This window comes from Bacteroides clarus, from assembly GCF_015555825.1.
Lineage (GTDB): Bacteria > Bacteroidota > Bacteroidia > Bacteroidales > Bacteroidaceae > Bacteroides > Bacteroides clarus.
This window is the reverse complement of record NZ_JADNLF010000004.1, coordinates 24379-38799: the sequence shown is the minus strand read 5'-3', so window position 1 is coordinate 38799 and position 14421 is coordinate 24379. Positions and strand designations below refer to the sequence as shown.

At 49.1% G+C, this 14421-nt stretch carries 10 protein-coding genes and 3 tRNA genes; 6 read left to right on the top strand and 7 right to left on the bottom strand.

Annotation, left to right across the window (positions count from 1 at the left end):
• Positions 1–298: 298 nt before the first annotated feature.
• Complete coding sequence (locus I2F54_RS05815; protein WP_009120728.1) at positions 299–1234, bottom strand: tyrosine-type recombinase/integrase; 936 nt, start codon at positions 1232–1234, stop codon at positions 299–301.
• 141 nt (positions 1235–1375) lie between these two features.
• Positions 1376–1960 carry a Crp/Fnr family transcriptional regulator gene (locus I2F54_RS05810; RefSeq protein WP_009120729.1) on the bottom strand — a complete coding sequence of 195 codons (585 nt, stop codon included), beginning with the start codon at positions 1958–1960 and terminating at the stop codon, positions 1376–1378.
• Positions 1961–2092: 132 nt separating this feature from the next.
• On the opposite strand from I2F54_RS05810, the gene I2F54_RS05805 reads away from it, so the two are divergent.
• The 4 genes from I2F54_RS05805 to I2F54_RS05790 all read left to right on the top strand — a co-directional run bounded on the left by I2F54_RS05805 (position 2093) and on the right by I2F54_RS05790 (position 3911).
• On the top strand, positions 2093–3433 hold the full coding sequence (locus I2F54_RS05805; protein WP_022218699.1) for an MATE family efflux transporter: 1341 nt from the start codon (positions 2093–2095) through the stop codon (positions 3431–3433).
• Between the two features lie 176 nt (positions 3434–3609).
• Positions 3610–3696: transfer RNA gene (locus I2F54_RS05800), tRNA-Ser, on the top strand.
• A 57-nt stretch (positions 3697–3753) separates the two neighbouring features.
• A tRNA-Glu gene (locus I2F54_RS05795) sits at positions 3754–3825 on the top strand.
• Positions 3826–3838: 13 nt separating this feature from the next.
• Positions 3839–3911: transfer RNA gene (locus tag I2F54_RS05790), tRNA-Lys, on the top strand.
• Between the two features lie 66 nt (positions 3912–3977).
• Here the strand turns inward: I2F54_RS05790 and I2F54_RS05785 are convergent.
• From I2F54_RS05785 to I2F54_RS05775, 3 genes are all read right to left on the bottom strand, one after another.
• Positions 3978–4682: a hypothetical protein gene (locus tag I2F54_RS05785; protein WP_009120731.1), complete on the bottom strand. Its 705-nt coding sequence runs from the start codon at positions 4680–4682 to the stop codon at positions 3978–3980.
• A 44-nt stretch (positions 4683–4726) separates the two neighbouring features.
• Positions 4727–6070 (bottom strand): leucine-rich repeat protein, encoded by a 1344-nt coding sequence (locus tag I2F54_RS05780; protein ID WP_195500714.1) that lies wholly within the window; start codon positions 6068–6070, stop codon positions 4727–4729.
• Between the two features lie 167 nt (positions 6071–6237).
• On the bottom strand, positions 6238–7746 hold the full coding sequence (locus I2F54_RS05775) for a tetratricopeptide repeat protein (protein ID WP_195500713.1): 1509 nt from the start codon (positions 7744–7746) through the stop codon (positions 6238–6240).
• A gap of 67 nt (positions 7747–7813) precedes the next feature.
• Between I2F54_RS05775 and I2F54_RS05770 the strand changes: the two genes are divergently transcribed.
• Together I2F54_RS05770 and I2F54_RS05765 are read left to right on the top strand one after the other, a co-directional pair.
• The gene (locus tag I2F54_RS05770) at positions 7814–9478 is read left to right on the top strand and encodes a putative transporter (RefSeq protein WP_009120734.1); all 1665 of its coding nucleotides are present in this window, start codon (positions 7814–7816) and stop codon (positions 9476–9478) included.
• 107 nt (positions 9479–9585) lie between these two features.
• Positions 9586–11580 carry a fructose-1,6-bisphosphatase gene (locus I2F54_RS05765; RefSeq protein ID WP_195500712.1) on the top strand — a complete coding sequence of 665 codons (1995 nt, stop codon included), beginning with the start codon at positions 9586–9588 and terminating at the stop codon, positions 11578–11580.
• Here the strand turns inward: I2F54_RS05765 and I2F54_RS05760 are convergent.
• Together I2F54_RS05760 and I2F54_RS05755 are read right to left on the bottom strand one after the other, a co-directional pair.
• Complete coding sequence (locus I2F54_RS05760; protein ID WP_195500711.1) at positions 11577–12746, bottom strand: LA_2272 family surface repeat-containing protein; 1170 nt, start codon at positions 12744–12746, stop codon at positions 11577–11579. The genes I2F54_RS05765 and I2F54_RS05760 overlap by 4 nt on opposite strands.
• 6 nt (positions 12747–12752) lie before the next feature.
• The gene (locus tag I2F54_RS05755; RefSeq protein ID WP_195500710.1) at positions 12753–14306 is read right to left on the bottom strand and encodes a sulfatase; all 1554 of its coding nucleotides are present in this window, start codon (positions 14304–14306) and stop codon (positions 12753–12755) included.
• Between the last annotated feature and the right edge of the window lie 115 nt (positions 14307–14421).

Here is a 14421-nt window from a genome sequence, read left to right as displayed (position 1 = left end):
TGTATTTTTTATTGGTGTATATTTATTGTAAATAGGAATAAAAAGGTATAAAACATATTTTTTGTATTTAAAAATAATTACAGATATAATTTTTATAATCCTTTGATTTTTACAAATACCCGTTTCTGAAGAAATAAAGGCGCAACCTGTTTTAAATTATCCTGTTTCATTGGGATAGTATCCTTATATGTCATTATAAAACGTTTTTTCCCGATTCTATTCCATTCTCTTACCTTGTAAGTAAGAGAATGGATTTCTTGTAAAATTTGTTGATTAATTCGTAAGATAAGTTGACACGCTATTTTTTGCTTTTTCTTTTTTTTTCTTTGCTATGAATTGTAGATATTACTTTTCTATTGGCTTTACTCATCGCATTATTGTTAAAAGAAGCGAGATATACGTGTGTAACTTTTTCGGAACTATGCCCCAAACCCTCGCTTATCATGGCAAGGGCCACTCCCTCTTCTTTGGCGGTAGTGGCCCAGCTGTGGCGGGCTACGTAAGAGGTTAGCGGTACATTCAGGCGCAGCATTTTGGATAGTTGGTGCAGGTGTTGGTTATAGAGGCGTAAAGCGCTCTTGTACTGTCGGTAACCCTCTGCGCCGGTGGATGAAAGTATGGGCAGGAGATAGGGGGATTTGGAACGCTTGTCGGTGTACCGGTGCAGGATATCGGCGGCATAAGGCTCGATATAGACCGATAGCTGCTGGCGGGTTTTATGCCGGTGGTAATGAATGGTGTTGTATCTCATGTCCGTTTTGCGGAGATGGACGAGGTCGACGAACGGAATCCCTCTGAGATAGAAACTGAGCAGGAACAAATCGCGGCTGAAGCGTAAGTTGGGCTGCTTCTCCAGATTCAATTGCGAGAGGCGCCGTATGAGAGTGGGCGAAATAGCCCGCTTGGCGGTGGGTTCGTATCCTGTGAAAACGAAACGAAACAGTTCGTCGGCGGATATGGCGTCGGGAATACCTTGTAAATGCGCCTGGTTGAAGATGGAGCGTAACATACGCATATAAGCGGATATGGTATTGTGACGCCGTCCCTGTTGGAGCAGGCTTTCTTCGTAAGTTTTAATCAGACCTGCCGTGAGTTCTTTGAAGGTGAGAGGGATGTCTCCGGTGAATTTACGGAAACTGTTGATGGCGCTGGTGTACAAGTTGGCGGTGCCGTAGCGCCCGGCGCTTCTGGCGTCTTCGATGGCACTTTGCGCAAAAGTATATATTGTAGTCATAATCTGAATTTTAAGATGAATAATGAGCTTGATAACAAGCTATCTCAAAAAAAGATTTGAGATAGAACAGGTTTAAATATAGAAAGGATAAATATTCTATATAAATTCAGATATGACCGGTTCGGGCACCCCCGCAAAAAATCAGAGTATGCCCGAACGCACTCTGCTTAATGTCTCGGGAGTCATCAGCAGATAAGACGCGATATGCGACAAGGGAGCACGCTTGATGACTTCCGGCTGGTGCCGCATCAGTTGGTTGTAACGCTCGCGTGCAGTCTCGAACCGCCAGGAATCGGCTTTGATTTGTGAAACAATAAGGGAGTATTCAAGTATCTTGCGATAGAACATATTGATTTCCCGGGAGATTTCGGTGAGTAACATCAACTTGTCATAGGGAAGTAGGTAGACGATGCTGTCCTCGAGCGCTTCGATCATCAGGTGGGTGGGCTCTTTTTTGAGGGTGCTTTCGATGCAGATAACGATGCAGCCTTCATACGAGAAATGTTCGGTGACGTCTTTGCCGTTTTTGTAGTAGAACTGTCGCAGCATGCCTTTGCCGACGAGTACGATGTTGTGGCTGATTTGTCCTTCCTTCAACAGAAGCTCGCCTTTTTCCACCTCTTTGCGAATCAGGATTTCTTCGATTTGTCGTCTGCCTTCGGGAGCCATGCCCGGATAACGGGAATTGACAGTGATATCAACTGTCTCTTTGAGTAATGTTTCCATAACAGTTAATGTAGATTGGGGGTGTCATTTAGTGTGGCAAAGATAAGGAAATTTATTTGATATGTATCAATTTCGCGTCTCTTTCCTTTCCGTATCTTTGCGCGATTTTTAGCATAGCACATCCCACGAACAATGATACAGCAGGAGAACCTGAAGAAACGGCTTGCCAAACTGGCGGCTCCTATCTTTATAGAGACATTACTCATAATGATGCTCGGCGCGGTGGACACCATCATGCTGAGCCGCCATTCGGATAACAGCGTGGCTGCCGTAGGTGTAGTCAACCAGATTATTATGCTGACTTTTCTGGTTTTTGAGGTGATAAACCTCGGTACTTCGGTCTTGTGTTCGCAATATCTTGGAGCGAGGTTGCATAAACAGGTGGTACAGGTGGTGGGAGTGTCTGTTCTGGTTAACCTGGTGGTGGGTGTCAGTATCAGTATGCTGCTGTTCGGCGGTGCGGAGCCTATCTTACGTTTGATGGGACTCGGACCTGAGCTGATGCAGGATGGTATGGATTATATGCGTATCGTAGGGGCATTCGCCTTTTTTCAGGCGTTGTCTCTGACTCTTTCCGCATCCTTGCGTAGCGCAAACAAGGCGATATATCCGATGATGGTGACGGTGGTTGTGAATATCCTTAATATCATAGGTAATTATTCTTTGATTTTCGGACGGTTCGGTTTCCCGGAGCTGGGAGTAGAGGGAGCTGCCATTTCCACGGCTTTCAGCAGGGGCGTTTCGATGGTTATTCTGTTCGTCATCCTGTTTCGCAAACATATCCACCGTTTTCCGTTGGCTTATTTCCGTCCGTTCCCTTGGATGGAGTTGAAGAATTTGATGAAGGTGGGGCTGCCCTCTGCCGGTGAGCAACTTTCTTACAGTTCTTCGCAGGTGGTAATCACTTATTTCATTAATATGTTGGGGGTGGAAGCGTTGGCTACGCGTACTTATTGTGTCAATATTATCATGTTCGCCTATCTGTTCAGCATTTCTATGGCGCAGGGCGGGGCGATATGTATCGGACATCTGATAGGGGAGAAGAAACCTCGGGCGGCTTTTCTGATGGGGAAGTATGTAATGAAGAAGTCTGTGATGATAACCTTGATTCTGTCCTGTATATTGGCGCTTTTGGGACATGTTATTTTCGGTTGGCTGACGTCTAATCCCGAAATTATCAAAATGGGGGTCACGATTCTGATAATCGACGTTGTACTGGAGATAGGGCGGCCTATCAATATTTTCGCTACCAATGCCTTGCGTGCGGCGGGAGATGTAAATTATCCGTTCTATGTGGGACTGGTAGTGATGTGGAGCGTGGCTGTGGGGCTTGGATATTTGTTTGGAATTCCGTTTGGTTGGGGAATTTGCGGTATGTGGATTGCGTTTTTGCTGGATGAAAACATTCGGGGTGCTATCTTTGTGCGTCGTTGGTATAGCATGAAATGGGTAAGTAAGAGTTTTATAAAATAATGTTTGATGGCGAAAGCTTGATTTTATTGTTTTTTTTCTGCTCTATTAGATTTTGAGTGTTAACGTGTTATCTCTTTTCTTGCGAAAATGAGGAAAAAATTATGCAGGAAAGATTTGCATAGTCCAAAAGTTTACCATACATTTGCACCGCATTTGAGAAGAATGTTGGTTACTAAGGAAGTTTGGGTGAGTGGCTGAAACCACCAGTTTGCTAAACTGACGTACGGGTAACCGTACCGGGGGTTCGAATCCCCCAGCTTCCGCAAGGAACAAAAATAGAAAGCATCGGTTTGCAAAAGCCGGTGCTTTTCTAAAAAGTCGGTGGATTCGTCTAACGGTTAGGACACATGCCTCTCACGCATGTAATACGAGTTCGATTCTCGTATCCACTACAATTTAATAGAAGCACTCTTAGCTCAGTTGGTAGAGCAACTGACTCTTAATCAGTGGGTCCAGGGTTCGAATCCCTGAGGGTGTACTTTTCTTTGAGTTATTTTTTTAAAACGAAAAAGGCGGTTGTCATTTTGGCAACCGCTTTTTTCGTTTAAAAGCGATAACCGATACCTATAAAGAAAGAATGCATCAAGGGGTGCCGTTCAGGATTCAGTTTCCTGCCCTCGATGACAATATTCCGGCTTCCGCCATATAAGTCGAAGTTGGAAAGAGTATATCCCATTGACAGGATGATGCTGTCGTCTATTTCGAGCGATACGGCACTTCGGAGATGGTAGTAAACAAAGGTCGCATCTTTGTTTTTGACATGCTCTGTTTTAAAGGCGGTCCATGCTCCGGGCTTTTGCGGGAAGTACTCGATATTGAATTCCCGGTTCGGGGGCAAAGGCATGGTTATTCCGGGAGAAATGGAAAAAGATAAGGCGTAATCTTTATCCTCGCCCAGCCATATAGAAGGTGAGGTGAATAGGACGGAAGGGCGCAGGGCAAAAAGATAACTTCCATTATCGTCGTCCACTGCACTCCAATACCATTGTTTGTCTTGCGATTCTCCGATGAAACCGCTCTCGTTTATCGGATTGCAGAATAAGAGTCCCATCGTCAGTCCGATATAACGGACGGGTTGGTAGGTTACGGAAGGTTCTATTTCCCAGCCGTCGTAAGTGTTGACGGCTCCCGTTAATTCCACTTTCCAATATTTCACGGTTCCCTTTTCCTGTGCGTATATGGACGTTCCTATCGATGAGAAAATAAATATCAGGATGTACCCGAAAGTGTTATATCTGCTTGTTGTCATGCGGATTCCGTTATTTAAGTTTATGGCAGAGGAAGCGGAAAGTGTTACGGACGGGCCGCAATCTTTTCTGCAAATTTATTCCAGCCTCGGGCGGTTTTGTATGCTTCGACAGCCTGTGCCGGGACGAGGATACTTGTTACCGTTTTAGGGAATCCGTACCATTCGCCTTCGGGAGTAGCGGGTGGCGTGACGGCTTCTACAATGACCTCTTTAACTCCTGTATTGTCAAAAGCGGAAAAATTGATTCGGACAACACGGGACGGGATTGTCAGTTTGTTTACCTTTTGATTACCCGTTATCAGCCCTTGTCCCAAGATGCGGATACTCCGGGGTATTTCAAGCCGGGAGAGGTTGGGACATCCAACAAAACAATAGGCTTGAATCATGGCGTCGGGGTCGTTGTCCGAAACAGGACCATAGGTTGACACTTCCGTCAGATTGGGACAGTAATAGAAAGCGCGGTCTACAATGGTAGAGATACCGTTGGGGAGCTGTACATTGATGATGCCGCTTTCCCGGAACGCTTCCTGACCGATATATTTTACATTTGGAGGGATGACAACGGATTTCAGCTTACCTGTCTTCATCAGAGCCTGTACTTCTATGCTTTGGAGCGTAGACGGCAATAATACTTCTTCTACACCGGCGTATACGAAACTTCCGGAAGTCAAGCGGGTGATTTGCGTATGTGAGAGATCGGCGCGTTTCAACTGGTTGCAGTAATAGAAGATGTCTTGTCCGAGTTGCTTCAAAGTAGAGGGGAAGACTACTTCCTGTATGCTCGAATTGAAGAATGCTCTTTCGCCTATCGAAGTTAATCCTTCGTTCATTATTACTTTGGCGATTTGCCGGTTACCTTGGAATACCTGCGGCGCGATAGCCGTTACATTGGGGGGAAGCGTGATTTCACTGTAACCTTTAAGGACTTCTGTCAGCACGCCTTCCCGCACGCGAACGGGTGCAACTTGAATGATAAAGCTCACTTGCCGTTCTTCTATATTGACTGTTAACTCCAAATGCTCTGCGGGAGCTTCGGAAGAAAAACCGCTGATGTGTTCCGGACTGACAGTGACGGGATATTCTTTCCCGTCACTGTATAATCCGGTTAGTTGAAGTCCGTTTAGATTCAGTTCTTCTCCTAAAGTATAGAAAGTTTTATGAGGCAGTTGCGCGATTGATAACTTCTCGAGCGTAGCTTGTATCTCCGGTTGCTGTTCGGGTTTCTCTTCCGGTTGCCCTTCTGTCGTACCTTCCGGTTTCTCTTCCGGTTTTTCATCATTGCTGGATGGGGCGGGGGCTTCAATGGGTTTCTCCAAAGGAATCTGTTCTTTCTCGCACGCTACTATAAAAAACATGATACACACTAAAAAAACAATCTTACTCTTCATATTTTTACACTTTTATTATCGTTATTTTTGGTTGCAAAAGTAGCGAATCCGTTTCTTCGGGGAGTTACGATATAAACGTGTAAATCTAACAGGCTGTTTTCTATATGCTTGTTTTACAGTAGATTAATTTCCGGAGGATTTGTCTTTTTCTAACATGCGTCTGACAGTTATCCGAAGAGGGACATGAACAGCTCCGTATGAGGTGTTCCGGAAGTTTTGATGCGTGACTTTAACCGGGATTTACGCGCATAGATGTTTGCCACGCTTTCTTTCATGAACAAGCTGATTACTTGCGGAGAAAAACCGGTAAAAATATAACAAAGCAGACGGATGTCGTTCTCTTTCATCGCAGGAAAAACCTGCCGAAGCTTCTGCATGGCATTGTCGTGGCAGGTATTGACCATCTGCTCCAATTCCTGAAACATTTCATTGTTCTCTGAGAAATCGGTAATGATTCGTTTCACTTCCTGAAACATGGCAGCCTGTTGTGACGGGGTGTTTTCCCGTTCGTAATAGGTCTTGCCGAGTTTATCGATGATGTCGAAACGGGAAGCTACCAGATTCTTCAAACGTTTTTCCGTGTCGTATCGCCCTTCCATTTGCCGGGTGAGAGCCTGGTATTCGGCACGGGCTTCTTCTGCCAGCAGCAGATAATGGTCGTTACGTTCACGTTGCAGGTGCAGGCGCTGGCGGACAATATAGAAAGCTACTCCCACAAGAAGGAATATCCCGCAGATAACGGCTATTTCCCAGAAAATGCGGTGCTTCATCCGGTACTCGGCGAAAGCGGAACGCTCCTGATAGTACTCTTTTTCGATTACACCGGCAGAAAACTGCATGATTGAGCGTGTCAGGGAATCCGTGAGATAGATATAACGGTGTATGTGATCGGTGGCCTGCCGGAAATTGCCGGACAAAGCCTCTATCCGGTAGGCGGTGTAATGCAATTCCGCCTTGTCCAGCACATCATTATCCTGAGCCGCCGCCAGTTTCAGATAATGGCGTGCGCTGTCTGTACGGTGCTTGAGCAACTGTACGTCAATCATGGTATGGTTGCCGAACAGTGTGTCTTTGCGTGCGGACCGTTCGATGCGCTGCAGCAGGTCTTGCGGAATCTGCTTTTTGTGCGACTTTACATAAAGGGAAGCGAGATTGCTGAGTGCTGTTTCGGCAAGCGCTTCACTATCTTGCTCGTCAGCAAGGTCGAGGGCAGCCGAGTACAGCCTCATGGCACGTTCCAGGTCTTTCTGGCGGTAGGATGCGGCGGCCATGTCAAGCGTGGCTTCCGTCTCTTCACGAAGGCTGTCGGATACTTGAAAATTCTCTCTGGCCTGCTTGAAGTAGTGGTAGGCGCGTACGTAGTTCATCTGCTCGTAGTATATGTCGCCGATGCGCTCGTAGAGCAGTCCTTTGCCGTAAGGGTCTTGCCGGCTTTTCAATTGCTCCTCAATCTGCAGGAAGATGCGCAAGGCTCCGGATTTATCGCCGGCATTGACCAGCAGGCTGTCCGCGATATCAAGGCCGGGAAGCGGCTTGCGTTCATGGCATCCGGCCAGCGGCAGGAGCATACATATAATCGGTATAATAAGGCGTTTCATGCCGTGAATGTAGTGATAAAAGATATTTTGTACAAGTGAAAGGCGGGAAATGAGGGGCTTTGCGTGAATTTCCTGCATTTATCTTTTTAGGCTTCGCGGAACTTCCTATCTTTGCACTTCTAAATGTAGATAAAACCGTAACACTTTGGAATGGCTATATAGTTTGTTTATCGAACACTCCGCTTTGCAGGCGGTGGTGGTGCTCTCACTGATTTCAGCTATCGGATTGGGGTTGGGGAAAGTACATATTTGCGGTATCTCCCTCGGCGTGACTTTTGTTTTCTTTGCCGGTATTCTCGCCGGGCATTTCGGGTTGTCCATCGACCCGCAGATGCTGAACTACGCGGAAAGTTTCGGACTGGTAATATTTGTGTACGCGTTGGGCTTACAGGTGGGGCCCGGTTTCTTCAGCTCTTTCCGCAAGGGCGGGGTGCAACTGAACATGCTGGCTCTGGGAGTGGTGCTGATCGGTACGTTGATGGCCGTATTGGGCAGTTACGGACTGAACATATCGCTGCCGGACATGGTAGGCATCCTCTGCGGCGCCACAACCAACACGCCGGCGCTGGGCGCGGCGCAACAGACCTTGAAGCAGATGGGGCTGGAGTCCAGCACTCCGGCTTTGGGCTGTGCGGTAGCCTATCCGCTGGGGGTGGTGGGAGTGATTCTTGCCGTACTGATAATACGCAAGGCATTGGCCCGTAAGGAAGATTTGGAACTGAAAGAGAAAGATGATGCGAACAAAACCTATATCGCGGCGTTTCAGGTACACAATCCGGCCATCTTCGATAAAAGCATCAAGGAGATAGGCGGTCTGAATTATCCGAAGTTCGTCATCTCCCGTTTGTGGCGGGACGGCAACGTAAGTATTCCTACTTCCGAGAAGATAATAAAGGAAGGAGATCGCTTGCTGGTGGTGACTTCGGAGAAGTATGCCCCGGCGTTGACCGTACTGTTCGGCGAGCAGGAACATACCGACTGGAATAAAGAGGATATCGACTGGAATGCCATAGACAGCCAGCTCATCTCGCAGCGTATCGTGGTGACACGTCCCGAGCTGAACGGAAAGAAGCTGGGTTCGCTTCACCTGCGCAATCATTACGGCATCAACATCAGCCGTGTGTACCGCAGCGGCGTACAGTTGCTTGCCACCGCGGAACTGACCTTGCAGTTGGGTGACCGCCTGACGGTAGTAGGTGAGGCCGCCGCCATCCAGAATGTGGAAAAAGTGCTGGGCAACGCCATCAAGAGCCTGAAGGAGCCGAATCTGGTTGCGGTATTTATCGGCATCATCTTGGGACTTGCTTTGGGGGCAATCCCCATTTCCCTGCCGGGCATCAGCGCTCCGGTGAAGCTGGGACTTGCCGGCGGACCGATTATCGTGGGTATTCTCATCGGTACTTTCGGACCGAGAATGCACATGATAACCTATACCACACGCAGCGCCAACCTGATGCTGCGCGCATTGGGACTGTCGCTGTACCTCGCTTGCCTGGGACTGGACGCGGGAGCGCATTTTTTCGATACGGTATTCCGTCCGGAAGGCTTGCTGTGGATTGCGGCCGGATTTACGCTGACTGTCGTCCCGGTACTGATAGTGGGCGTGATTGCCTTTAAGTGGATGAAAGTGGATTTCGGCTCTATGGCAGGCATGCTGTGCGGAAGCATGGCGAACCCGATGGCGCTGAATTACGCCAACGACACCATCCCTGGCGATAACCCGTCGGTGGCTTATGCAACGGTATATCCGATGTGTATGTTCCTGCGGGTAATCATAGCGCAGGTGCTGTTGATGTTCTTGTTAAGTTGAGAATGGAGAATTGAAAAATGAGAAATAATGTGTGTCAGGAGTTAGAGGAGTTATCGCTCCTGATAGTATCGATAACCGAATATAAATCATAAATCTGAAATCATATCATGGGAACTATTACTCCGGAAAGTATAATCAGCGACTTACGCTATTTGCAATTGTTGTCGCGCAGTTTTCCTACCATCGCCGATGCCAGTACGGAAATCATCAATCTGGAAGCCATTCTGAATTTGCCTAAGGGAACAGAGCATTTCCTGACGGATATTCATGGAGAGTACGAGGCTTTTCAGCATGTATTGAAGAACGCTTCGGGCGCGGTAAAACGAAAAGTGAATGAGATTTTCGGCCATACGCTGCGCGAAAGCGAGAAGAAAGAAATCTGTACGCTGATTTATTATCCGGAAGAGAAATTGCAGTTGATAAAGGAACAGGAAACAGACCTGGACGACTGGTATCTCATCACCTTGAACCAACTGGTGAAAGTCTGCCAGAACGTATCTTCCAAATATACGCGCTCGAAGGTGCGCAAGGCGTTGCCGGCAGAGTTCTCCTACATCATTCAGGAGTTGCTGCACGAGTCCAGCGTAGAGCCCAACAAGCACGCGTATATCAACGTCATCATCAGCACGATTATCTCTACCAAGCGTGCGGACGACTTCATCATCGCCATGTGCAACCTTATCCAACGGCTTACAATCGATTCCCTGCACATCGTGGGGGATATTTACGACCGTGGTCCGGGAGCGCATATCATCATGGATACGCTTTGCGACTACCATAACTTCGACATCCAGTGGGGTAACCATGATATTCTGTGGATGGGCGCCGCATCGGGTAACGATGCCTGTATAGCAAACGTTATCCGCATGTCCATGCGCTATGCCAACCTGGCGACGCTGGAAGACGGATACGGCATCAATCTGCTGCCTCTGGCTACCTTCGCGATGGATACCTATGCGGACGACGCCTGCACTATCTTTGCCCCGAAAATGAACTTCGCCGACGCCAATTACAATGAAAAGACATTGCGCCTGATTACGCAGATGCACAAGGCCATTACGATTATCCAGCTTAAACTGGAAGCGGAGATTATAGACCGCCGTCCGGAATTCGGCATGGCCAACCGGAAGTTGCTGCATAAGATAGACTTTGAACGGGGCGTATTTATATACGAGGGTAAGGAATACGAACTGCGCGACGCCAACTTCCCGACCATCGACCCGGCTGACCCGTATCGCCTGACCGATGAGGAACGGGAACTGGTGGATAAGATTCATGCCTCGTTTATGAACAGCGAGAAGCTGAAGAAGCACATGCGCTGCCTGTTTACTTACGGCGGTATGTACCTGGTGTGCAACAGCAACCTGCTGTATCATGCGTCCGTGCCTTTGAATGAGGACGGAAGCTTCAAGCACGTACGCATCGGCAAGAAAGAGTACTGGGGGCATAAGCTGCTGCAAAAGACCGACCAGCTTATCCGTACCGCCTACTTTGACGAGGATGGTTCCAAAGAGAAGAACTTTGCGCTGGACTATATGTGGTATATGTGGTGCGGGCCGGACGCTCCGTCTTTCGACAAGGATAAGATGGCGACTTTCGAGCGTTACTTCATAGCCGACAAGGCGCTGCATAAAGAGAGCAAGGGATATTACTACACGCTTCGCAACCGTGCCGATATCTGCGATAATATCCTGGCCGAGTTCGGAGTGGAACCGGGGCCTCATTCACATATCATCAACGGACACGTGCCCGTGAAGATTATTAAAGGCGAGCGCCCCATAAAGGCGGACGGCAAACTGCTGGTGATTGACGGCGGTTTCTCCAAGGCCTATCAGCCCGAAACGGGTATCGCGGGCTATACGCTGGTATATCATTCGCACGGCATGCAGCTGGTGCAGCACGACCCGTTCCAAAGCCGTCAGAAAGCGATTGAAGAGGGACAGGACATCAAGTCCACGACATTCGTTATCGAGTTCAACTCACAGCGCATGATGGTGAAAGATACCGATAAGGGCAAGCAGCTCGTAACGCAAATCCAAGATTTGAAGAAACTGCTGGTAGCCTACCGGACGGGATTCATTAAAGAAAAGGAGATTTTCTAAAACAATACCACGCCGCCTTCCACAATAACCCCTTTGTCGAAGGCGGCGTTTTTGTTGTAATGCCTGTCCCAACCGTAACCACCTGTCACGAACACTCCTGACTTTGCCGTCAGGCGATATTCGAGGTTGATGCGGGTTTGGAGAGAATACAGCCGGGCAGGGAAACCATAGTCTTTGTTCCTGAAGGTTTCTGCGTGTTGATAGCCCAAATCGCCGCTGATGAACAGTTGCTTGTAAACAGGCAGTTCCAGTCCGGCACGGTAGAAAAGCGCGCCGGAGAATTTGTCGCTGAAATCGAGGAAATGCGTACCGCCGCCAAGAATGGTATAAAACAGCTTGTTCTTGAAGCGGGCCGCGAGATTCAGTTTCGTGGCGTTACCGCCGAAAAGCATCATCTGCACTTTGGTATTCGGATTAGCATTGACCAGTCCCAACTGGAAGCCGTCCAGCTTTTCCTTATAATAGTTCACCAGACCTATCTGAAGTCCTTTAGCGCGAACCGCCACATTGAGGGGAGCAAGCTGCACGCCGGCAGACGTACCGCCTGTGATGTTTCCCAAACCGGAAATCTGGATTCCCCTCATATCGCCGCCTGCCACATTCAACAGGCCGGATGCGGTGACGCCTGCAAAATTACCGCCCGAAATATTGGCAAGTCCCGCAAGTTGTACGCCGGCGGTCTTGTCACCTGTGATATTCAGCAGGCCGCCCGCAATCACTCCGCTGCTGTTATCGCCCGTGATATTGGCCAAGCCGGAAAAGACCGCTCCCTGCGCATGATTCCCGGTGATACCCACAAGCCCGGCAACGGACAGGCCGCTGAGATTATTGCCGTTGATATTGGTGATTCCGGCCATTTGTACGCCCCGCATACTTCCACCCACCATATTGGATATGCCGGAGAACTGCGCTCCGTTCATGTCTTTGCCCACAACGGCTCCCAATGCATTTACTCCCAAGCCGTTCAAACGGTTCATGGCCGAGAAGATACCGAGATTGAAGAAAGTGCTTCCGACCGTGTCCGTGCGTTGTGTGGAGAGATTCTTCCAAAGGGAGAGGTTGACGCCCGCTTTTCCTTTACGGACGGGTTGCCGCTTGCCTGTCTGGGCATAGCCTGTCCCTGCCAACAGCAAGGACAGGCAAATAAGTGAAAATATACGTTTCATGATTCTTTATAATGTTTCATCAGGCCAGGGCGCCGGCTGTCGGGTGGCGCGCAGTATCGGACGCTGTGCGTCCACTGACCGCAGATAGTTGCTTAATTTTCTGGATAGTTTCTTTACAAGTTTCGGGTTCCCGGCTGCTACGTCATGCTGTTCGCCGATGTCGGCCGGGATATTGAACAATTCGCGCTTGCCGCTGTCAAAGTAGTATACCAGCTTCCATGCTCCGGAGCGGATGGAGCAGGTGGCTCCTATACCCGGGCCGGAAGGACCCCAACTGTGCGGGTAGTGCCAGTATATGTCGCGAGCGGGCATTTTGCCTTTGCCGGTAAGCAAGGGCAGGAAGCTGATGCCGTCGCGTTCCTGTACCGTATTGTAATGCTTCACACCGGCTATTTCGAGAATGGTGGGGAAGAAGTCCTCTATCATCAGATAATGGTCGCATTTGGTTTCTGCGGCTACCGTGCCGGGCCAGCGTACAATCATCGGTTCGCGCACCCCGCCTTCGTAGGCGGAACCTTTTCCGCTGTTGAGCGGATAGTTCTGCACATGCAGTTGTCCGGCACGGGTGTGCGCGGCCAACCCGCCGTTATCGGACATGAAAAGCAGGACAGTGTTATCGGTGAGATTATTCTTATCCAGATAGTCCATCAGGTCGCCGAGGCTTTTGTCCATACCCTCTATCAGTGTGGCATACGCCGCTTCTACCGGGGGAAGGCCTTTGTCCAGATACTTTTGGTAGAAACGCATATCGGGCTGGATAGGAGTGTGTATGGCGTAATGAGCCATGTATAGGAAGAAAGGCCTGTCCGTTTTCCGTGCGTCGTCCAAGGCTTTTTCGGCTTCTATGGTGAGCGCTTCCGAGAGGAATATATCTTTTCCATGATACTTTTCCAATCCGGGTACGGCAGCCAGCGGGCTTTTCCCGTCAGGTTTGTTTCCGAAGTTCTGCATGCCGTAGTAGCTGGCGGGAGAGCCTGCCGCATGACCGGCTATGTTTACGTCAAAGCCCATTTTCAGCGGATCGGCTCCGGGCGTGTCGTTGGCCCCGAAGTGGGCTTTGCCGCAATGGATGGTGTGGTAACCGTTGTCTTTGAGTACCTGTGCCAGCGAGGTAACTTGCGTGGTGCGTTCCACACCGGGCTCCTGGCAAATGCCGTTAACGTTCCATTCGGGATAAATCATAACGGAGTCCGGTTGCTCGTGGGTGGTATTCTTACGCAGCGTCCAGCTTGTCACCCGGTGTCGCGCGGCGTTCATACCCGTAAAAAGGCTGACGCGCGTAGGCGAGCTGATACTGCACGCGTAGGCTTGTGTAAACATCTTGCCCTGAGTTGCCAGACGCTCCATGTTGGGTGTATGGTACGTGTCGTTGTAGCGGGTGCGCTGTGTCCAGAAAGGCAGGGACGTGTCCTGCCATCCCATATCATCCACTAAAAATAAAATAATGTTCGGGCGTTGCTCCGCGGCGGGCATTGCCTCGCTTGACGGCACCGCCTGGACTGCTCCTGACATTCCGGATAACGGAAGTAACGCGGCGGATAATAATAATTCGTTTTTCATCGGAGAAAGAAAGGGTTAGTGATTAGGGGTTAGGGATTAGTGATTAGGGGGGATTGAATGAATGGCGGTGAACAATCAGCGCAGGCCGCATAACCCGTTAATCACTAATCACTCA

Excerpts from the sequence above, each read along its gene's own strand:
- I2F54_RS05815 (WP_009120728.1), bottom strand. The coding sequence starts at position 1,234 with ATGACTACAATATATACTTTTGCGCAAAGTGCCATCGAAGACGCCAGA.
- I2F54_RS05810 (WP_009120729.1), bottom strand. The coding sequence starts at position 1,960 with ATGGAAACATTACTCAAAGAGACAGTTGATATCACTGTCAATTCCCGT.
- I2F54_RS05805 (WP_022218699.1), top strand. The coding sequence starts at position 2,093 with ATGATACAGCAGGAGAACCTGAAGAAACGGCTTGCCAAACTGGCGGCT.
- I2F54_RS05785 (WP_009120731.1), bottom strand. The coding sequence starts at position 4,682 with ATGACAACAAGCAGATATAACACTTTCGGGTACATCCTGATATTTATT.
- I2F54_RS05780 (WP_195500714.1), bottom strand. The coding sequence starts at position 6,070 with ATGAAGAGTAAGATTGTTTTTTTAGTGTGTATCATGTTTTTTATAGTA.
- I2F54_RS05775 (WP_195500713.1), bottom strand. The coding sequence starts at position 7,746 with ATGCAGGAAATTCACGCAAAGCCCCTCATTTCCCGCCTTTCACTTGTA.
- I2F54_RS05765 (WP_195500712.1), top strand. The coding sequence starts at position 9,586 with ATGGGAACTATTACTCCGGAAAGTATAATCAGCGACTTACGCTATTTG.
- I2F54_RS05760 (WP_195500711.1), bottom strand. The coding sequence starts at position 12,746 with ATGAAACGTATATTTTCACTTATTTGCCTGTCCTTGCTGTTGGCAGGG.
- I2F54_RS05755 (WP_195500710.1), bottom strand. The coding sequence starts at position 14,306 with ATGAAAAACGAATTATTATTATCCGCCGCGTTACTTCCGTTATCCGGA.